Source organism: Aequorivita vitellina (assembly GCF_022008365.1).
Lineage (GTDB): Bacteria > Bacteroidota > Bacteroidia > Flavobacteriales > Flavobacteriaceae > Aequorivita > Aequorivita vitellina.
This window is the reverse complement of the sequence record NZ_JAIRBA010000041.1, coordinates 1-22,049: the sequence shown is the minus strand read 5'-3', so window position 1 is coordinate 22,049 and position 22,049 is coordinate 1. Positions and strand designations below refer to the sequence as shown.

Genomic DNA, 22,049 nt, shown 5'->3' with positions numbered 1-22,049 from the left:
AACACTTCCGTGCCGGCTGGCCCGTCTGGGTTCTGGTCATTGGTAGCTACATCGCCACTTACCGGTAGGTTCATAAAGGTATCGTTGATGTCGTCGATGGCTATTACACAATTGCTCAATATATCTACTATAATTTGAGTATCACAATTATTTGCATCTAAAACATCTATAGTATGGTTACCAGCAGACAGATTATTAAATGTACCTGAAGATTGATAAGCTCCACCGTCAATTCTATATAAGTATGGCACTGTTCCACCACTTGCTTGCACAGTAACAGATCCCACTCCATTACAAACAATATCTGTTTGAGAGGTAATTGCTAAAGTAAGTCCAGATGCTGGCTGCAACACCGTAGCAGTCTTTGTAGCGGTACACCCATTTGCATCCGTAATATCAACAGTATAAGTACCTGCTACTAAATTGAAAAGATCTTCACTTGTAGCACCATTACTCCATAAAAATGAATACGGAGCTGTTCCACCTGTGACAGTTAAATCTATTGAACCTGAATTATCGCCAAAACATTTCACATGTGTAATAGCCACTCCAGAGGTAAGCAAATTAGGTTCATTAACAATAGTTGAAGCTGTAACAGTACATAATGTAACTGTATCAGTAACCACCACCGTATAAGTTCCTGCACTTAAGCCTGAAATGGACTGCGTGGTTTGCCCTCCTGGTGACCATATATATGTAAATGAACCAGATCCACCAGTAACTGAAACAGTTGCTGTACCATCACTATCTCCATTACAAGTTACCGAGGTTGAAGAAGCTCCCGCGGCTAACCCTCTACACGTACCAGGATTAACGGTAGTTGTTGCTGTTGCTGTACAACCATTGGCATCTGTAACTGTTACGACGTAAACTCCTGCAGTAAGCCCGGTTATAACTCGAGTAGTTTGACCCCCTGGACTCCAACTATATGTATAAGGTGGCGTACCACCTACGGGATTAGCAGTAGCAGTTCCATCTCCAGTAGCAGGTCCGCTTTCATCGGTAGATGTAGCAGAAACCGAAAGCGCAGATGCCGGTTCGGTGATAGTTACACTTTGTTCTACCGGTTGGCATACTGTACCATCTATGGTAACACTAACCGTGTATATTCCTGAAGAAAGGTTATTAACAGTACTTGTTGTTACTCCTGCATCTACTTGTGGCGGAGTTGTATCCCAAGTGAATGTAAATAAGGCCGCTGGATTTGAAGCAGAAGAAGCACTTACTGTGGCGCTTCCTGTAGTATCACCTGTACAAAGTACATTAGTTACTTGATCCACCGAAACGATGGCATCACACGTGTTATCACAAACTATAACCACTCCTTGTTCAAGCTCACAACCGTTGGCATCCTTAACCGTTACACTATGTGTGCCAGCAGGCAGGTTTGTTGCTGTTGCTGTGGTTTGATTTCCAGCACTAGCGCTCCATAAATAGGTATAAGGTGCTACTCCGCCAGAAGGGCTAGCAGTAGCTTCACCATCATTACAACCTTGTCCGGTTGTAGCATTTTCTTTCGTAATAATAATGCTTATAGGATTCGCGGGCTCACTTATTGTAATTGAGTTTTCAGTAAGAGTACATCCATTTGCATCGGTTATTGTAATACTGTAAACTCCTGCAGGGATACCAAATAAATCTTCGCTTGTTGCTCCATTACTCCAGTTATATTGGTACGGAATTGTACCTCCTGAAACTGTAATATCTATTGCTCCAGTAGATTGACCATAGCACAGTACATCCTGTGTCGTATATGTCAGTGATAAACCTGAAGCTGGTTCTAGAACCGTCGCACTATTAGTAGTAGTACAACCGTTAGCGTCAGTTATAGTTACCGAATATGTACCAGCAGTTAAATTAAATAAATCCTCAGTTGTAGCACCATTATTCCATAAGAAAGAATATGGTTGAGTTCCTCCCAATACAGTTAAATCTAAAGATCCATTACTACCTCCAAAACAAGAAACACTTGTAACTGCTATACCCGAACTCAAAATATTAGGTTGGGTAACAGTAGCTGTAGCGTCAACTGTACACAATGTGGTTTGATCAGTTACAGTTACAGTATACGAACCTGCTGCTAAACCAGTAATAGTTTGTGTGGTTTCACCACCTGGACTCCATAAATATGTAAATGGTCCTACTCCATTACTAACTGAAACAGACGCAGACCCATCACTATTGCCATTACACGAAACAGGGGTTGATGTAGGGTTTGCACTTAACCCATGGCAGGACCCAGGATTAACAGTAGTTGTTGCCGATTGTGTACATCCATTAGCGTCAGTAACAGTAACAGTATATATTCCAGCAGTTAAACCGGTGATAACTCTTGTGGTTTGACCACCTGGACTCCAACTGTAGGTATATGGCGGGGTGCCACCAGAGGCGTTTGCAGTAGCCGTTCCATCGCCAGTATTGGGCCCGCTTTCATCTGTTGATGTAGCAGTAACATTTAATGCTGTTGATGGTTCGTTTATAGACACACTTTGTTCTACCGGAAGACAAACAGTACCGTCAATAGTTACACTTACTGTGTAAACACCACTAGGTTGATTTGTAATAGTACTGGAAGTTACGCCACTGTCAATCTGCGGTGGAACCGTATTCCAAGTAAAAGTAAATAACGCTGCAGGATTTGCTTGTGAACTAGCTGAAACTACAGCTACACCCGAAGCATCTCCCTTACATAATACATGAGTAACACTATCTATGGCAATAACTGCATCACAATCATTAATACAATCAATAACAACACTTTGCGTTACCGAACAGTTATTAGCATCTGTAACAACAACTTGATGCGTTCCTTCTGGAAGATTAGTTGCTGTTGCTGTGGTTTGATTTCCAGCACTAGCACTCCATTGATATGTATAGGGTGAAATTCCTCCCGTTGGACTTGCAGTGGCTTCGCCATTATTACAAGCTCCAGAGGTAGAGGCATTTTGCTTCGTTATTTGAATAATTATATTTTCTGGTTCGGTTAATGTTACAGAAATAGATTCTGTATTTCCGATGCTATCCACTACCTCAATTATGTATACTCCGGCAGTAAGATTATTAAATGTGGCACTAGATTGTGATGCACCGCCATTTTGCGAGTACAAATAAGGTGGCACACCGCCAGTGGCCTCAACAGTTATAGATCCTGTATCGCTTCCATGACATAATATATCTGTTTTAGACTGAAGAGTTAGATCTAAATCTTCATAACAATTGGCCTCAACATTCACACCACCTGCAATAACCCAAGATTGACCATTAACTGTCTGTCCGTTCTGATTATTTCTAGTATCGATGGTAATTGTTACTTGAGTTATATTTCCTGGTACATCATCTAATTCAATAAAAGGAATTGAAAGACAGCATGTGCCTCCAGGTAAGGTAGGATCTGGACCGTATATTATTTTTTGACCGGAAACTGATCCAGCAGTAGCTCTTAAAAGAAGATATCTGCCATCATCAGTTAGTTCAGAAATAGGTGTCTCAATCAATAAATCTCGTGGCCCTGTAAAGGATGGAATATCTAAAGTAAAATTAACCACGTTATTTACCCCACTCAAACTGGTAAATTTACCCGAATTTGAAGTGGCATTTGCCACATTTCGGAATGCATAGACAACGACGGACTGTAGCTTACAACTGTTGGCATTATCTGTATATGTTACATTACTTGTACTTCCAATTATAAGTCCTCGGTAAACCCATACATTAGAGCTAGACCCTACAGGGACTGATCTTTCCAAGGTATGTGGATTTCCCAAAGCATCTGTAAATTGAAGTGTCGCGCCAGGGTTATTTTCTTTATAAACTATTTCAACCGCATATTGATATACGTTTGATGGATCTGGAATATTAACGGTAGTTGTAGTGTTGCAATTTGCATTATAACCATATTCATCTACCATTTTATCATCGCCACAAACAAAATTCCATTCTTCTATATCACAATAAACTGCAATTGTTTTTTCTATAGAGCAACCATTCGCATCAGTAACCACGACACTATAGGTTCCCGCAGATAAGTTAGTTGCCGTTGGTGTAGTTTGATTTCCTGCATTGGCACTCCATAAATAAGTGTAAGGCCCAGTTCCACTCGTTGGCGTTACTGTTGCCTGTCCATTATTACATTGCCCAGAAGAATTAGCATTTACCTTTTGTATTGTTGCAGCTACCTTATTATGTAACGTTATAGTTTTTTCATCTTGCACGGCAGGCAAAGTACAACCAGAAGAGTAGCTACTATTAAAAGTAGCTTTCGCTCTAAAATCACCTTCAAAAGTACCTCCACCGGTATAAACATATGTTCCAGATACTTGGGAGGAAGTTCCTACAGGAACATTATTTAAGAAAAACTCCCACTGCACGGTACCTGCTGGAGCACTACAAGCACCAGAAGAATAATTTGCATTGTAATCTACAGAGTTTTCACAACTAACTTGACTAATCGAAGCAGTTACAGAAGGACAGGGAACACAAACATCTGGGTTCGTTAAGTTTAACGTAACTGGATTACAGTCACCGTCTTCGTATTTAACCACAGAACTATCGGGATTTTGAGTTCCGCAGACATTGGAGTTACTGGCAACAAGTGAATATTTTAAAAATATGGATTCCGTAGCAATTTTTGGTACATCCCAATAGATTTGATCTCCAGAACCACTAAGCGTAACAGTCCCTTTGTTTGTACTAATTGAACCTGAAACTATAGTGAATCCAGGAATAATAGTTGTAGTTAAAAACTTCTGCCCAGGAAGTTGAATGGCGGCGTAGTTAAGGTTCCCAAAAATTTCTAAGTAAATGTCAGAAAGATCTGCATTATCTTCGGTATGATAAGCTCCTGCATTTTGTATTTGATCTAAAGTGTTTAACGCTATATCTTCTTCAGTACCAGAAATAGCACCTGTCAATCCAATTGTAAACACACTCTGATTGTATGGATTACCACCTTTATTTATTACCCAAGCAGCTTGCCCTGCAGCTATTGCATTTTGTTGGCAAATTGTATTACTAGAAGTTGAACTGCAATTATTACCACTATTATCGCGGTTGGCAACACCATCGGTTAGTAGTATTATACTTCGTGAAGTCTCACAATTAAAGGTTCCTCTTGTGTCGAGTTCTGCCCTAGCCTTAACAAGTGCATCTTGAATATTGGTAGACCCTCCAGTTACAATACTATTTATGGAATTTATAACGGCATTTTTATTGGTGGTAAGCTGACGATCAAGCGATGCAGAGCTCGCAAAAGTAACTAATGCCACCTTATTTAGACCAGTAGGATTATTTTCAGGTTTAAACAATTCATTTACGAAGTCAATAGCAGCATCTTGTGCATAATCAATTGGCTCTGGGTTTGGCCCATCGTCCATACTACCTGAACGGTCAATAATAAGAATGACTTCCTGTGGTCGTTTAGACGCAACCCCATCCACATCTATATTAATATCAAATACATTACATGTGGTTGCATTTGCAACTCTCGTCTTGACGACATCAAGCGATGGTTGCTGTCCAAAAAAGCTGAAAGACGAAAGAAACACTATTAAGAAAGTGAATTTCGACAATTTTTCAACCAGTATGTTTCTAAAATGTAGTTGTTTTTTCATAAAAAAAAATTTTAGGCATTAACCCATACTATTAATAGTACTCTTTACTCAATATTCTTTGTAATCTTATCCATCTGAAGGCTCTGGAACGTAAACTCTCAAAACAGTACTTGTTGATGGCTGATTACATTCGCTTCCTCTAGCAGAGACTTCAATACAACTCCAAGCGTTAAAAGGGGTACTCGCTGGAACAGAAACGTAGATTTTAAATTTACGCGTTTCTCCCGCTGCAAGTGTGAGTGAATTATTTGCTACACTTGATGCATCGTGGTTTTTAACTGCAACATTTAATGAAACATTCGGAATCGATGTTTTGTAAGCATCATTCGCACATGATTCTCTTAAATTTTCAGATGTAATAATATAAGTTGTTTTTCTTGCTGAAGTATTGGTAAGCACCATATTAAAAACAGCACCATCATCTTTATATGCTGATTTCGCACTCCTATCCTTTTCTACTGATAAAGTGGCGTTACAGTTTTGCGCTAAAACAAAATTTATGTTTAAAATAGTAACAAAAATAGTGAGCACAAGTCCTTTTTTTATCGTTAAAAATTGATACATATAATCAGTTTTAAATTAGTTCCTTAAAATTTCACAGGCATAAAAACAAAGCGTAATTATCGCTGTGGAGTATCAAATATACAGTGGAAAAGTCTGAAGGTATAGATTCCAATAAACTATTAGTTAAACTGTTGCAAATAGTCGGCAAACTGCATATTCCGCTTTCTAAATCAATAATTTACACCCGTAAAAACATACGTAGTAACACGTATAATCCCTGAATATAGCCGTTTCCAGCGTATTCAATCTTTTAGCGAAAGTGATTTTTGGTTCTTAAAAAGCGGCTATAATAATTTCAAAAAAAAATATTTCGAGCATTTTTAAATCCTATTAACCTATATTTTTAAAATCAAATTTAATTTGCCATTACTGCAGTTTCCTACTCCAATAACAACCCGTATCTTTGCAACCTTACACAAAAAATAATGACGATTAAAAGTGAAATAAAAAGGAGAAGAACATTTGGGGTCATCGCACACCCCGATGCCGGAAAAACAACCCTTACTGAAAAACTACTGCTCTTTGGTGGCGCTATTCAAGAAGCAGGCGCGGTAAAAAATAATAAAGTGAAAAAAGGCGCGACAAGCGACTTTATGGAAATTGAACGCCAACGTGGTATTTCGGTAGCAACTTCAGTTTTAGCTTTTGAATATGAAGGCATTAAAATAAACATTCTAGACACGCCCGGGCACAAGGATTTTGCCGAAGATACTTTTAGAACATTAACCGCCGTAGATAGTGTGATAGTGGTAATAGATGTTGCTAAAGGTGTGGAGGAACAAACCGAAAAACTCGTTGAAGTTTGCAGAATGCGCAACATTCCTATAATTGTGTTTATCAACAAGTTAGACCGTGAAGGTCGCGATGCCTTTGACCTGCTCGACGAAATTGAACAAAAACTACAACTGCGCGTTACTCCGCTGAGTTTTCCTATTGGAATGGGATACGATTTTAAGGGTATATATAATGTATGGGAAAAAAACATCAATCTCTTTAGTGGCGATAACCGAAAAAATATAGAAGAAACCATCGAGATTGAAGACCTGAGGAGCCCCGAACTCGATAAATTAGTGGGCGAAAAAGCGGCTAATACATTACGGGAAGAATTGGAACTTGTACACGAAGTTTACCCAGATTTTAATCAAGAAGAATATTTAAACGGCGATCTGCAACCCGTATTTTTTGGTTCTGCATTAAACAATTTTGGGGTGCGCGAGTTGTTGGACTGTTTTGTTGAAATAGCCCCTACCCCCCGCCCCAAAGAAAGCAGTACGCGTTTGGTACATCCCGACGAAAAAGATTTTTCGGGGTTTGTATTTAAAATTCACGCGAATATGGATCCCAAGCACCGCGATCGCTTAGCTTTTGTGAAAATTGTTTCGGGTACTTTTGAAAGAAATTCGCCCTATTTACACGTTCGCAACGGTAAAAAAATAAAGTTTAGCAGTCCCAACGCTTTCTTTGCTGAAAAGAAACAAATAGTTGACATCTCCTACCCTGGCGATATTGTAGGCCTTCACGACACAGGAAACTTTAAAATTGGCGATACCCTAACTGAAGGTGAAGAAATGCACTATAAAGGCATCCCAAGCTTTTCACCGGAACATTTTAAATACATAAACAACGCAGACCCAATGAAGAGCAAGCAGCTCGAAAAAGGAATAGACCAATTAATGGATGAAGGGGTTGCACAACTTTTCACTTTAGAATTGAATGGACGAAAAGTAATCGGTACTGTGGGCGCATTACAGTTTGAAGTAATCCAATACAGACTGGAACACGAATACGGCGCTAAGTGTAGTTATGAAAATTTAAATGTACACAAGGCCTGCTGGGTAGAAGCCAAAGACCCCAAAAGCGCAGAGTTCGCAGATTTTAAAAGAGTGAAAGCAAAATTTTTAGCCAAAGACAAACGCGGCCAACTGGTTTTCTTTGCAGATTCATCTTTCACCCTACAAATGACGCAATCTAAATACCCAAATGTGAAACTGCATTTTGTGAGTGAGTTTGAAAAATCTGGAAGTGAAAAGAAAAATTATTAGTTTTAAAAAATAAAACCCCATTCAATTTAGCATTAAAAAAGCCCCGCAATCTGCGGGGCTTTTCTATTACTATTTATTACGCTTCACCCGTAGGGCCAAAGTTTAGGGGAATGGGCGGTTGCTCATAATCCTTTATTTCGCCGTGGGCGTTTTCAAAACGTTTAACGTTGTCATTCAATGCCTTTAAAAACCTTTTGGCGTGTTGTGGCGTCAAGATAATGCGAGACTTCACTTTGCTTTTAGGTATTCCTGGCATAATAGTTACAAAGTCCACAACAAATTCAGAAACCGAATGATTTATTATGGCCAAATTGCTATAAATGCCTTGTGCCACAGCTTCATCCAATTCAATATTTATCTGGTTTTGTTTTGGTTTATCTTTTTTTTGATCTGCCATTGTTAGATTTTAGACGTTAGATATTAGACATTAGATTTCACTGTCTAAAAATAAAAAGGTGCGTTTTAAAAAACGCACCTTTCAATATTAATTATAATTTACTTCTTGCTTTGCACGGTTCATTTCTTCCAGCTCTTGCTTAGAACCCACAATAATAGTATCATACCTACGCATACCGGTACCGGCTGGTATTTTATGACCTACAATTACGTTTTCTTTCAAGCCTTCTAGGGTATCTACTTTACCAGCTACGGCTGCTTCGTTTAACACTTTAGTAGTTTCCTGGAAGGAAGCCGCAGAGATAAACGATTTGGTTTGTAACGACGCTCTCGTAATACCTTGAAGTACCGGAGTTGCCGTTGCAGTAACCACATCGCGTGCTTCTACAAGTTCTTTATCGTTTCTTCTCAATAAAGAGTTTTCATCACGAAGTGCACGTGGCGAAAGAATTTGACCTTCTTTTAAGTTTTCAGATTCTCCAGCATTTGTAACAACCTTCATTCCGTAGATTTTATCGTTTTCTTCAATAAAATCGTCTTTATGAGCTAATTGATCTTCCAAGAAAGTAGTATCTCCCGGATCTTCAATTTTTACTTTACGCATCATTTGACGAACAACAACCTCAAAGTGTTTGTCGTTAATTTTCACACCTTGCAGACGATAAACCTCTTGAACTTCGTTCACAAGATATTGCTGTACTGCAGATGGGCCTTTAATGCGAAGTATGTCTTCTGGTGTAATAGAGCCATCAGAAAGTGGCATTCCTGCACGAACGTAATCGTTTTCTTGAACTAGAATCTGGTTGCTTAATTTCACCAAATACTTTTTCAATTCGCCTAATTTAGACTCAACGATAATTTCGCGGTTACCGCGTTTAATTTTCCCGAAAGAAACTACACCGTCAATCTCGCTAACTACTGCTGGATTAGATGGGTTACGTGCTTCAAAAAGTTCGGTAACACGTGGAAGACCTCCCGTAATATCACCCGCTTTCGCAGATTTACGTGGAATTTTCACAAGTACTTTACCAATCTTAATCTTGTCCCCGTCGTCCACCATAATGTGGGCGCCCACAGGTAAGTTGTAGCTACGGATAACTTCGTCTTTCTTCCCTAAAATTTGAAGGGTTGGAATACGTTTTTTATCTCTAGATTCAGAAATTACTTTTTCTTGGAAACCAGTTTGCTCATCAATTTCAACCTGATAGGTTACACCTTGAACAATGTTTTCGTATTTAATCTTTCCTGCAAATTCTGAAATAATTACACCGTTATATGGATCCCAAGTACATACTACATCGCCTGCTTTTAGCATATCGCCATCTTTCACATTAAGTGTAGAACCGTATGGAATGTTATTGGTACTAAGTGTAATTCCTGTTTTCTTATCAACAAGTTTAATTTCAGAAGTACGAGATATTACAATATCTACCGTATTTCCTTGACTATCTTCACCTTTAACGGTTTTAAGATCTTCAATTTCTGCTTTTCCGTCAAATCTAACAACTAATTTGTTTTCTTCGGAAATGTTACCTGCAATACCTCCTACGTGGAACGTACGAAGTGTAAGCTGGGTTCCTGGTTCACCAATAGATTGTGCTGCCACAACACCCACAGCTTCACCGCGCTGAACCATTTTATTGGTAGCGAGGTTACGACCATAGCACTGCGAACAGATACCTTTTTTGGCTTCGCAAGTAAGTGCAGAACGTACTTCAACACTGTCTAATGGAGACTTTTCAATTGTGTCTGCAATTTCTTCAGTAATATGCTCGCCCGAAGCAATAATCAACTCTTTAGTAAGCGGGTTTACAACATCGTTTAAAGCGGTACGCCCAACAATTCTTGCTCCTAAAGTTTCTACAACTTCTTCGTTCTTCTTCAAGGCAGAAACCTCGATTCCGCGAAGGGTATAACAGTCTTCAATATTAATAATAACATCTTGCGACACATCTACCAATCTACGTGTTAGGTAACCTGCATCTGCTGTTTTAAGTGCAGTATCTGCAAGACCTTTACGCGCACCGTGCGTAGAGATAAAGTATTCAAGAATTGAAAGCCCTTCTTTAAAGTTAGAGAGAATTGGGTTTTCAATAATTTCACCTCCTCCAGAGTTCGATTTTTTAGGTTTCGCCATCAATCCACGCATCCCGGTTAACTGACGGATTTGTTCCTTAGAACCCCTCGCACCAGAGTCAAGCATCATATACACAGAGTTGAAACCTTGCTGATCCTCGCGAATACGCTTCATAGAAAGCTCGGTAAGTTCGGCGTTGGTTGCTGTCCAAATATCAATTACTTGGTTGTAACGTTCGTTGTTGGTAATAAGCCCCATGTTGTAGCTGTTGATAATACCGTCTACTTGCGTATTGGCATTGTCTATCATAGATTGTTTTTCAGCAGGGATAATAATATCTCCTAAGCTAAACGACAATCCACCTTCAAAGGAGTACTTATAACCTAGTGTTTTAATTTCGTCAAGGAAATTTGCAGTAACAGGTACTGAAGTTACTTTCAAAATTTTACCAATAATATCACGAAGTGATTTTTTGGTCAATACTTCATTTATAAAACCAGCCTCAACAGGAACTTTCTCGTTAAAGATTACACGTCCTAAAGTTGTGGTAAGAATTTGGTTTACCAACTCGCCATTTTCATTAAAGTCTTGTGTGCGAATTTTAATTTCAGCGTTCAAATCTACCTTGCCTTCATTGTAGGCGATGATAGCTTCCTCGGCTGAGTAAAAAGTAAGTCCTTCTCCTTTTACAACAACATCGCCCATGGTTTTTTTAAGTTTGGTCATATAATACAGACCCAAAACCATATCCTGTGAAGGAACCGCAACTGGCGAACCATTTGCTGGGTTTAAAATGTTATGTGAAGCAAGCATCAATAGCTGGCATTCCAAAATTGCCTCTGGCCCTAAAGGAAGGTGAACTGCCATCTGGTCACCATCAAAATCTGCGTTAAATGCGGTACAAACTAATGGGTGCAACTGGATTGCTTTACCTTCAATTAATTTAGGCTGGAACGCTTGTATACCTAGTCTGTGCAATGTAGGGGCCCGGTTAAGCATAACTGGGTGACCTTTCAATACATTTTCAAGAATATCCCAAACTACAGGCTCTTTTTTATCTATAATTTTCTTCGCAGATTTTACGGTCTTAACAATTCCTCGTTCAATCAATTTACGGATTACGAAAGGTTTGTAAAGCTCTGCAGCCATATCTTTTGGAAGACCGCACTCGAATAATTTTAATTCTGGTCCAACAACAATAACCGAACGTGCCGAATAATCTACACGTTTACCGAGTAGGTTTTGACGGAAACGTCCTTGTTTTCCTTTTAATGAATCTGAAAGTGATTTTAACGGACGGTTGCTATCGGTTTTTACTGCGGAAGATTTACGGGTGTTATCAAACAATGAATCTACCGATTCCTGAAGCATACGCTTCTCATTACGAAGGATAACTTCGGGAGCTTTAATCTCCATCAATCGCTTTAAACGGTTGTTACGTATAATTACACGACGGTACAAATCGTTTAAATCTGAAGTTGCGAAACGACCACCATCAAGCGGCACCAACGGACGTAATTCTGGTGGAATAACCGGAACTACTTTCATAATCATCCATTCGGCTTTGTTTTCGCGATTTTTGTTTGCATCTCGAAGCGCTTCCACAACTTGAAGTCGTTTTAACGCTTCAGTTTTACGTTGTTTTGAAGTTTCGTTGTTTGCTTTATGGCGAAGGTTATACGATAGGGTGTCTAAATCGATTCGTTGTAATAGATCAATTAAGCACTCTGCTCCCATTTTCGCAATAAATTTATTTGGATCGTTTTCCTCCAAATATTGATTTTCTGCTGGAATGGAATCTAAGATTGCAAGATATTCCTCTTCAGTAAGGAAATCCATTTTCTTAACATCTTCTCCACCTTCGTATTTTGCAATTCCGGGTTGTATTACTACGTAACGTTCGTAGTAAATAATCATATCTAATTTCTTAGAAGGCAAACCAAGAAGGTATCCAATTTTATTTGGAAGGCTACGGAAATACCATATGTGCGCCACGGGAACGACTAAGTTAATATGCCCCACGCGGTCGCGACGTACTTTTTTCTCTGTTACTTCCACACCACAACGGTCGCAAACAATACCTTTGTAGCGGATTCTTTTATATTTACCACAGGCACATTCGTAATCCTTTACGGGACCAAAAATGCGCTCACAGAAAAGACCATCACGCTCTGGTTTGTGCGTGCGGTAGTTTATTGTTTCGGGTTTTAAAACTTCACCTCGAGATTCTGCCAAAATAGATTCTGGAGAAGCCAAACCAATAGAAATCTTGTCGAATTTCTGTACTGTGTTTTCTTTATTTCTGTTCATCATGATTTAAAATAAACTTTGTTGTTGTTTTTGAAACCATCTACATGATTTCCGGAAAGAATTTTGAGATCCCCGCTTTCGCGGGGATTCATTATTCTTCTAATCTAATATCAAGACCCAACCCTTTCAATTCGTGCATAAGTACGTTGAACGATTCTGGTAATCCTGGTTCTGGCATGGTTTCACCTTTTACGATTGCCTCGTAGGTTTTAGCCCTTCCAATAACATCATCAGATTTTACAGTCAGTATTTCTCTAAGCGTGCTGGATGCACCATATGCTTCCAATGCCCACACTTCCATCTCTCCAAAACGCTGACCACCAAATTGTGCTTTACCACCAAGTGGCTGTTGTGTAATAAGTGAGTATGGTCCAATGGAACGGGCGTGCATTTTATCGTCCACCATGTGGCCTAGTTTCAGCATATAGATTACACCTACCGTTGCAGGTTGATCAAAACGCTTACCAGTTCCACCGTCAAACAAATAGGTATGCCCATATCTTGGAATTCCAGCTTCATCGGTCAATTCATTGATTTGGTCAATGGTTGCACCGTCGAAAATTGGGGTAGCATATTTGCGATTTAATTTTTGACCCGCCCATCCAAGAACGGTTTCATAAATTTGTCCAATGTTCATACGCGAAGGTACCCCTAGTGGGTTCAACACGATATCTACTGGGGTTCCGTCTTCTAGGAAAGGCATGTCTTCTTCACGTACAATACGCGCAACAATACCTTTGTTTCCGTGACGTCCCGCCATTTTGTCTCCTACCTTTAGTTTACGCTTTTTAGCAACGTACACTTTGGCAAGTTTCAATATTCCGGATGGAAGTTCGTCTCCAACAGAGATAGTAAACTTCTCGCGACGCAAGTTACCTTGAAGGTCGTTTTCCTTAATTTTATAGTTGTGCATTAAATCTGCAACCAATTCATTGGTTTCGTCATCTGTTGTCCAAGTACCGCCAATTAGGTGGGTGTAATCGTCAACAGAGTGAAGCATTTTTAATGTAAACTTTTTACCTTTTGGGAACACCACTTCGCCTAGGTCGTTATTAATACCTTGGGCCGTTTTTCCTCCTACAATAGCGAAAAGTTTTTCAACCAACACATCTTGAAGTGCTACAAATTTTGCTTCGTATTTTGCTTCAAGTTCTGCGATGTCTTCTTTGTCTTTAGCACGTTTGCGTTTGTCTTTTACCGCACGCGCAAACAATTTCTTCTCTATAACTACACCGTGTAATGATGGTGAGGCTTTAAGTGAAGCATCTTTAACATCGCCCGCTTTGTCACCAAATATGGCACGAAGCAGTTTTTCTTCTGGCGTTGGATCGCTTTCTCCTTTTGGAGTAATTTTTCCAATTAGAATATCGCCAGGTTTTACCTCGGCTCCAATACGAATCATTCCGTATTCATCCAAATCTTTAGTCGCTTCTTCTGAAACGTTTGGAATATCGTTTGTTAATTCTTCGTTACCAAGTTTGGTATCTCGAACTTCCAAAGAGTATTCGTCAATATGGATAGAAGTGAAAATATCTTCGCGAACAACTTTTTCAGAAATAACGATGGCATCCTCAAAGTTGTAACCTTTCCAAGGCATAAAGGCAACCTTCATGTTTCTTCCAAGTGCCAATTCTCCTTTTTCGGTAGCGTATCCTTGACAAAGCACTTGTCCTTTTTTCACTCTGTCGCCTTTGCTAACAATAGGCTTTAAGTTAATGGAAGTACTTTGGTTTGTTTTTCTGAATTTTACTAATTGATACGTTTTTTCATCTGCATCAAAACTAACCATACGTTGGTTTTCGGTACGGTCGTATTTTATAGTAATTTCATTTGCATCAACGTATTCAACTACGCCATCGCCTTCAGCATTGATTAATACACGGCTATCTGAAGCAACTTGTCTTTCAAGCCCAGTTCCTACGATTGGCGAGTCTGCAATTAATAACGGTACAGCCTGACGCATCATGTTAGAGCCCATCAATGCACGGTTGGCATCATCGTGTTCTAAGAAAGGAATTAACGACGCCGAAATAGATGCAATTTGGTTAGGCGCAACATCTGCATAATTTAACACAGTTGGGTCTACTAATGGAAAATCACCTTCCATTCGCGCAATAACCTTGTCTGTATCAATTGTTCCATTCTCTGCTAAAGGAATGTTGGCTTGTGCAATGTGCATGTCTTCCTCTTCCTCGGCAGAGAGGTAAATAGCTTCATTTTTAAAGTCTATTTTACCTTCGGTAACCTTACGGTAAGGTGTTTCAATAAAACCGAGATTGTTCACTTTTGCAAAAACTGAAAGTGAAGAAATAAGACCAATGTTTGGTCCTTCTGGCGTTTCAATTGGGCACAGACGTCCGTAGTGAGTATAGTGAACATCACGAACCTCAAACCCTGCTCTTTCACGAGATAACCCTCCTGGCCCTAATGCCGAAAGACGACGCTTGTGCGTAATCTCTGCCAGCGGGTTTGTTTGGTCCATAAATTGTGAAAGCTGGTTGGTACCAAAGAAAGAGTTGATAACAGAAGATAAAGTCTTCGCATTAATCAAATCTATAGGTGTAAACACCTCGTTATCACGAACATTCATACGCTCGCGAATGGTACGCGCCATACGGGCAAGACCAACACCAAACTGTTGTGATAGTTGCTCACCTACAGTACGTACACGACGGTTACTAAGGTGGTCAATATCATCAATCTCAGCTTTAGAGTTTATAAGCTCTATTAAATATTTAACGATGGTAATAATATCTTCTTTGGTAAGCACTTGCTTGTCCATTGGGATATCAAGACCCAGTTTTTTATTCATTCTATAACGCCCTACTTCGCCAAGATTATAGCGTTGATCGCTAAAGAAAAGTTTGTGGATAATTCCACGAGCTGTTTCCTCATCTGGCGGTTCTGCATTACGAAGTTGTCTGTATATATGTTCTACCGCTTCTTTTTCGGAGTTGGTAGGATCTTTTTGCAACGTATTGTGAATAATGGCGTAATCTGCCAATAGGTTATCCTCTTTGTGCAACAAGATTGTTTTTGAACCGGATTCTAGAATTTCATCTATATGTTCTTTTTCGAGAACGGTATCGCGGTCTAATACAATTTCGTTTCGTTCAATAGAAACAACCTCGCCCGTATCTTCATCAACAAAATCTTCGTGCCAAGTTTTTAGCACACGGGCGGCCAGTTTACGACCAATGTATTTTTTAAGTCCTGTTTTTGAAGCTTTCACTTCTTCTGCTAGGTCAAATATTTCAAGAATATCTTTATCTCTTTCAAACCCAATGGCACGGAAAAGTGTAGTTACAGGTAATTTTTTCTTACGGTCAATATAGGCGTACATTACGCTGTTGATATCTGTAGCAAACTCAATCCACGATCCTTTAAAAGGAATTACACGGGCAGAGTAAAGCTTCGTTCCATTTGCGTGGAATGATTGGCCAAAGAATACACCTGGGGAACGGTGAAGTTGCGAAACAACCACACGTTCGGCCCCATTAATGCAGAAAGTTCCGCTTGGGGTCATGTAAGGAATTGTACCGAGGTAAACGTCCTGCACGATGGTTTCAAAATCTTCGTGTTCGGCATCTGTACAGTACAGTTTCAACCGTGCTTTTAGCGGTACGCTATAGGTAAGGCCACGCTCAATACATTCCTGAATGGAGTATCTTGGTGGATCTACGAAATAGTCTAAAAACTCTAAAACGAATTGGTTGCGGGTATCGGTAATCGGGAAATTTTCCAAAAAGGTTTTGTATAAACCTTCTTGGCCTCTTTCTTCTGATTTGGTTTCCAACTGGAAAAAATCCTGAAAGGATTTAATCTGAATGTCCAAAAAGTCGGGGTAATCCGGCTTATTTTTTACAGAGGAAAAATTCAATCTTTCAGTTTGCGTTGCTGACATCTATGGACGGAATTTTAATTAAAATGATATTGAAAAAACGTATAAAAAAGGCATTAACCATTATATACGCAAAATGGTTTAGGCCTTTCCGAAGTAAATTCGGAAGACCTAAACCTTAAGGTTTGGAACTCTGGGAGCTTACTTAAGCTCAACCTCAGCTCCTGCTTCTTCTAGTTGTGCTTTTAAAGCTTCTGCTTCATCTTTAGACACACCTTCTTTTATTGGAGAAGGAGCACTGTCAACTAGTTCTTTTGCTTCTTTAAGACCAGCTCCAGTTAATTCCTTAACTAGTTTTACAACTGCAAGTTTAGAACCACCAGCAGCTTTCAACATTACTGTGAATTCTGATTGCTCTTCAGCGGCTTCTCCACCACCAGCAGCAGGGCCAGCCATAGCAACTGCAGCAGCTGCAGGCTCGATACCATACTCGTCTTTTAATATTGTAGCTAACTCATTAACTTCTTTTACTGTTAAGTTAACCAATTGTTCTGCGAAATCTTTCAAATCTGCCATTTCTATCGTTTTTAAAAATAATTGTGTTTATATAAATTAATTAGTGCATTTTACATCCCTCTGTTTCTCGTTTTATAGAGAAGCAAAGGTTTTTATCCTTCTTTTTCGGATAAGGTTTTAACAATTCCCGCAATTGTACTACCACCACTCTTAAGAGCAGAGATAACATTTTTAGCAGGTGACTGTAATAACCCGATAATTTCTCCAACAAGCTCGTCTTTAGATTTAAGTTCAACCAAACTATCCAATTGATCGTCGCCAACATAAATTGACTCTTGAATATAGGCTCCTTTTAAAAGTGGCTTATCAGATTTTTTTCTGAATTCTTTAATTACTTTGGCAGGTGCATTACCTGTTTCAGAGAACATTAAAGAAGTGTTTCCTTTAAGTATTTCTGTTAATTCGCCAAAGTCTTTATCTGAACTTTCCATTGCCTTTTTAAGCAATGTGTTCTTAACAACTGCTAACTGAACTCCTGCTTTAAAACAAGCACGGCGAAGGTTAGTAGTATGCCCTGCATTAAGGCCTGAAATATCTGCCAAATAGATATTGGCGCTATCAGACAACTGCGCAGTCAACGTATCAATTACTTGTGATTTTTCTTCTCTTGTCATAATTTCCTGTTTTTACTGCTCAGTAAACCTTTTAGTGTCAACTTCAACACCAGGGCTCATTGTGCTAGACATATAGATACTCTTTATGTAAACACCTTTAGCCGCTTGTGGTTTAAGCTTAACGAGGGTTGTTAATAATTCTCTTGCGTTTCCGGCAATTTTTTCGGCATCAAAAGATGCTTTTCCAATTGCTGCGTGTACGATTCCGGTTTTGTCAACTTTAAAGTCAATTTTACCAGCTTTTACATCAGAAACTGCTTTAGCAACGTCCATTGTTACTGTACCGGTTTTTGGGTTTGGCATAAGACCACGAGGCCCTAATATGCGTCCTAAAGGACCTAATTTACCCATTACACTTGGCATAGTTACAATTACGTCAACATCTGTCCATCCTCCTTTAATTTTATCGAGGTACTCATCAAGACCAACGTAGTCTGCTCCTGCTTCGGTAGCTTCTGCTTCCTTATCTGGAGTTACTAATGCTAATACTTTAACGTCTTTACCTGTTCCGTGTGGAAGGGTAACCACGCCTCTAACCATTTGGTTTGCTTTACGTGGATCCACGTTAAGACGAACCGCAAGGTCTACAGAAGCATCAAAATTTACGCTGGTGATATCTTTTATTAAAGCAGAAGCTTCGGCTACGGTATAGGTTCTATCCTCTACCTTTAGTTTAGCTTCCTTTTGCTTTTTAGTTAATCGTGCCATTTTATAGTTTCGTTTTTCAAATTAAAAAGGTGCATCACCTTTTACTTTTACTCCCATAGAACGTGCAGTACCGGCTACCATTTTCATAGCAGACTCAACGGTAAATGCGTTTAGATCGGGCATTTTATCTTCCGCGATCGCTTTAACTTGTTCCCAAGAGATTGTGGCTACTTTTTTTGCGTGTGGTTCACCGGAGCCTTTTTTTGCTTTCGCAGCTTCAAGTATTTGAACGGCAGCGGGTGGCGTTTTAATGATAAAATCGAAAGATTTATCTTTAAAAACCGTGATCGCTACTGGCAATACTTTTCCTTGCTTATCTTGGGTTCTCGCATTAAACTGCTTACAGAACTCCATGATGTTAACACCGGCAGCACCAAGAGCAGGTCCAACTGGTGGTGATGGATTAGCAGCACCTCCGCGAACTTGCAACTTAACTACTTTACTGATTTCTTTTGCCATTTCTAATTTTTGATGTGGTTATTCAAAAGTGGAAGCCTTCGAAAAAAACCTATTAAGCGTAACAATTAAACTTTTTCTACTTGCATATAACTCAATTCTAATGGTGTTTTTCTTCCGAAAATCTTTACCATTACTTCAAGTTTGCGTTTTTCTTCATTTATTTTTTCAACAGTTCCGTTAAAACCATTGAACGGACCGTCTATAACTTTTACAGTTTCGCCAATTGTGAAAGGGATGCTTACGCTATCGTCTTTAATAGATAATTCATCTACCTTTCCTAACATTCTGTTTACTTCAGATTGTCTAAGTGGCACAGGGTCTCCGCCTTTGGTTTCACCTAAAAAACCAATAACGCCGTTTATGGATTTTATAATGTGTGGTATTTCGCCACCCAAATTAGCTTGTATCATAATGTACCCGGGAAAGTAAACGCGTTCTTTGTTTACTTTTTTGCCGTTGCGAATTTGAATTACCTTTTCAGTGGGTACGAGTACCTGATCAACATAATCTTCAAGACCCAATCGTTTAATATCACTTTCGATATACGATTTAATCTTGTTCTCCTGTCCACTCACTGAACGGACTACATACCACTTTTTTTTACTTGTTGTTTCGGTCATTTTTTTACGACTTGATCCAATCAAAATACATTCCAACCAGTTTGCTGAAAACGGTATCTACACCCCAAACAGCTAAAGCCAAGAGAACAGAAAATACCGCCACAATAACAGTTAATTTCTGCGCTTCTGCCCACGTAGGCCAGGTAACGTGATTTTTAAGTTCTTTGTACGATTCTGTAATATAGTTTACCATGACGTCGCTTTTATTGATTTTTTGTTCCTTAGATAAAGGATACCTGTTTTACCAGGAATTTAGCACGGGTTGAGAGACTCGAACTCACGACACCTGGTTTTGGAGACCAGTGCTCTACCAACTGAGCTAAACCCGTAGATGAAATATTGTTATTTCAATCTTTTTTGTGTTTCACCGCTCCGATAGCTATCGGGAGAGCTAAACCCGTTTATTATTCAAAAATTCTGAATTTTTAATTTCAATACAGATTTAAGGACCAACAGATTGGTTAAACCATTTTAAAAGCCAAGGTATCCCGAAGTAAATTCGGGACACCCATTGCTTTTAATTATATGATAATTAGTCTAAAATTTCAGTTACCTGACCTGCACCAACGGTACGTCCACCTTCGCGAATTGCGAAACGAAGACCTACATTCATTGCAATTGGTTGAAGCAACTCAACACTAATTGTTAAGTTATCACCAGGCATTACCATTTCAACTCCGTCAGGAAGCATAATAGTTCCAGTTACATCAGTTGTACGAACGTAGAACTGTGGGCGGTAGTTGTTATGGAATGGAGTATGACGTCCACCTTCTTCTTTTTTAAGGATATAAACCTCAGCTTTAAATTTAGCGTGTGGCGTTACAGATCCAGGCTTAACAATAACCATACCTCTAGATATCTGAGTTTTTTCAATACCTCTTAACAAGATACCAGCGTTATCACCAGCTTCACCTCTATCAAGAATTTGACGGAACATTTCAATACCAGTAATAGTAGAAGTTAATTTCTCAGCTCCCATACCAATAATTTCAACTGGATCTCCAGTTTTAGCGATACCAGTTTCAATACGACCTGTAGCAACAGTACCACGACCAGTAATAGAGAATACATCCTCAATAGGCATCAAGAAAGGCTTCTCAATATCACGTACTGGCTCTTCAATCCAAGTATCGACTTCTTCCATTAATTTAAGAAGTGCATCTACCCATTTTTGCTCACCGTTAAGTGCACCAAGAGCAGAACCTTGAACTACTGGTCCATTATCTCCATCGTACTCGTAAAAGTTAAGAAGGTCACGAATTTCCATTTCAACTAATTCTAATAACTCCTCGTCATCAACTAAGTCTACTTTATTCATAAAAACAACAATTCTAGGAATACCTACTTGGCGTCCCAATAGAATGTGTTCACGTGTTTGTGGCATTGGACCATCTGTAGCAGCAACTACTAGAATTGCACCGTCCATTTGGGCAGCACCTGTAACCATGTTCTTTACGTAATCCGCGTGACCAGGACAGTCAACGTGCGCATAGTGACGGTTAGCAGTTTGATACTCTACGTGTGAAGAGTTAATTGTAATACCCCTTTCTTTTTCTTCTGGCGCATTATCAATTTGATCAAATGATGTCGCTGCAGAGAAACCTGCATCAGCCAAAACTTTAGTAATAGCTGCAGTCGTGGTTGTTTTTCCGTGATCTACGTGTCCAATTGTACCAATATTTAAGTGTGGTTTTGACCGATCGAATTTTTCTTTTGCCATTTTGTATTAGTTTTAATCTTAGTTATATATTAGTGTTCTATTGTATTCACAACTTGAGCCAATGATGGGAATTGAACCCATGACCTCTTCCTTACCAAGGAAACGCTCTACCCCTGAGCTACACCGGCGTAAAGTATTTAATCTTCTCCTTTTATACCAAGGAAGAGATTCCTGCCTTCGCAGGAATTTTGAGCGGGAGACCGGGTTCACCTCGACTTGGCTCGGCATAAACTTCTCACCCTACTCTTATAATTTCTATGAAAATTCGATACAAATCAATATTTTCACCTTTTAAAGAACTTTCTAGAGCGGGAGACCGGGTTCACCTCGACTTCGCTCGGCATAAACTTCTCACCCTACTCTTAATAATTTCTATGAAAATTCGATACAAATCAACATTTTCATCTTTTAAAGAACTTTCTAGAGCGGGAGACCGGGTTTACCTCGACTTCGCTCGGCATAAACTTCTCACCCTACTCTTTCAATTTCTATGAAAATTCGATACAAATCAAC

Annotated in this window: 13 protein-coding genes and 2 tRNA genes; 1 reads left to right on the top strand and 14 read right to left on the bottom strand. The window is 39.3% G+C overall.

The window, feature by feature from the left end; all coding sequences use genetic code 11:
• Positions 1-5,609: VWA domain-containing protein (locus K8089_RS15035; protein ID WP_237604118.1), on the bottom strand; the 5,609-nt coding region annotated here is incomplete at its 3' end.
• Between the two features lie 66 nt (positions 5,610-5,675).
• Positions 5,676-6,173, bottom strand: coding sequence for a hypothetical protein (locus K8089_RS15030; RefSeq protein WP_237604117.1), 498 nt, complete (start codon positions 6,171-6,173; stop codon positions 5,676-5,678).
• Positions 6,174-6,598: 425 nt separating this feature from the next.
• On the opposite strand from K8089_RS15030, the gene K8089_RS15025 reads away from it, so the two are divergent.
• The gene (locus K8089_RS15025; protein WP_237604116.1) at positions 6,599-8,215 is read left to right on the top strand and encodes a peptide chain release factor 3; all 1,617 of its coding nucleotides are present in this window, start codon (positions 6,599-6,601) and stop codon (positions 8,213-8,215) included.
• A 76-nt stretch (positions 8,216-8,291) separates the two neighbouring features.
• On the opposite strand, the gene K8089_RS15020 is transcribed toward K8089_RS15025, so the two are convergent.
• The 12 genes from K8089_RS15020 to K8089_RS14965 form a co-directional block, all read right to left on the bottom strand.
• A complete protein-coding gene (locus K8089_RS15020; RefSeq protein ID WP_237604115.1) occupies positions 8,292-8,612 on the bottom strand; it encodes a DUF3467 domain-containing protein in 321 nt (106 codons plus the stop codon).
• Positions 8,613-8,699: 87 nt separating this feature from the next.
• Positions 8,700-12,998: a DNA-directed RNA polymerase subunit beta' gene (rpoC, locus tag K8089_RS15015; protein WP_237604119.1), complete on the bottom strand. Its 4,299-nt coding sequence runs from the start codon at positions 12,996-12,998 to the stop codon at positions 8,700-8,702.
• Between the two features lie 91 nt (positions 12,999-13,089).
• Positions 13,090-16,902 carry a DNA-directed RNA polymerase subunit beta gene (rpoB, locus tag K8089_RS15010; protein WP_237604114.1) on the bottom strand — a complete coding sequence of 1,271 codons (3,813 nt, stop codon included), beginning with the start codon at positions 16,900-16,902 and terminating at the stop codon, positions 13,090-13,092.
• Positions 16,903-17,040: 138 nt separating this feature from the next.
• The gene (gene rplL / locus K8089_RS15005; protein WP_237604113.1) at positions 17,041-17,415 is read right to left on the bottom strand and encodes a 50S ribosomal protein L7/L12; all 375 of its coding nucleotides are present in this window, start codon (positions 17,413-17,415) and stop codon (positions 17,041-17,043) included.
• A 92-nt stretch (positions 17,416-17,507) separates the two neighbouring features.
• Entirely contained in the window at positions 17,508-18,029 is a 522-nt protein-coding gene (gene rplJ / locus K8089_RS15000; protein WP_237604112.1) for a 50S ribosomal protein L10, read from the bottom strand.
• Between the two features lie 12 nt (positions 18,030-18,041).
• The gene (gene rplA / locus K8089_RS14995; RefSeq protein WP_237604111.1) at positions 18,042-18,737 is read right to left on the bottom strand and encodes a 50S ribosomal protein L1; all 696 of its coding nucleotides are present in this window, start codon (positions 18,735-18,737) and stop codon (positions 18,042-18,044) included.
• Positions 18,738-18,758: 21 nt separating this feature from the next.
• On the bottom strand, positions 18,759-19,196 hold the full coding sequence (gene rplK, locus K8089_RS14990; protein WP_237604110.1) for a 50S ribosomal protein L11: 438 nt from the start codon (positions 19,194-19,196) through the stop codon (positions 18,759-18,761).
• A gap of 65 nt (positions 19,197-19,261) precedes the next feature.
• On the bottom strand, positions 19,262-19,816 hold the full coding sequence (nusG, locus tag K8089_RS14985; RefSeq protein ID WP_237604109.1) for a transcription termination/antitermination protein NusG: 555 nt from the start codon (positions 19,814-19,816) through the stop codon (positions 19,262-19,264).
• 4 nt (positions 19,817-19,820) lie between these two features.
• Entirely contained in the window at positions 19,821-20,009 is a 189-nt protein-coding gene (gene secE / locus K8089_RS14980; RefSeq protein WP_237604108.1) for a preprotein translocase subunit SecE, read from the bottom strand.
• A 63-nt stretch (positions 20,010-20,072) separates the two neighbouring features.
• Positions 20,073-20,145, bottom strand: a tRNA-Trp gene (locus K8089_RS14975).
• Positions 20,146-20,348: 203 nt separating this feature from the next.
• A complete protein-coding gene (tuf, locus tag K8089_RS14970; protein WP_237604107.1) occupies positions 20,349-21,536 on the bottom strand; it encodes an elongation factor Tu in 1,188 nt (395 codons plus the stop codon).
• A gap of 56 nt (positions 21,537-21,592) precedes the next feature.
• Positions 21,593-21,664: transfer RNA gene (locus K8089_RS14965), tRNA-Thr, on the bottom strand.
• Positions 21,665-22,049: the final 385 nt, after the last annotated feature.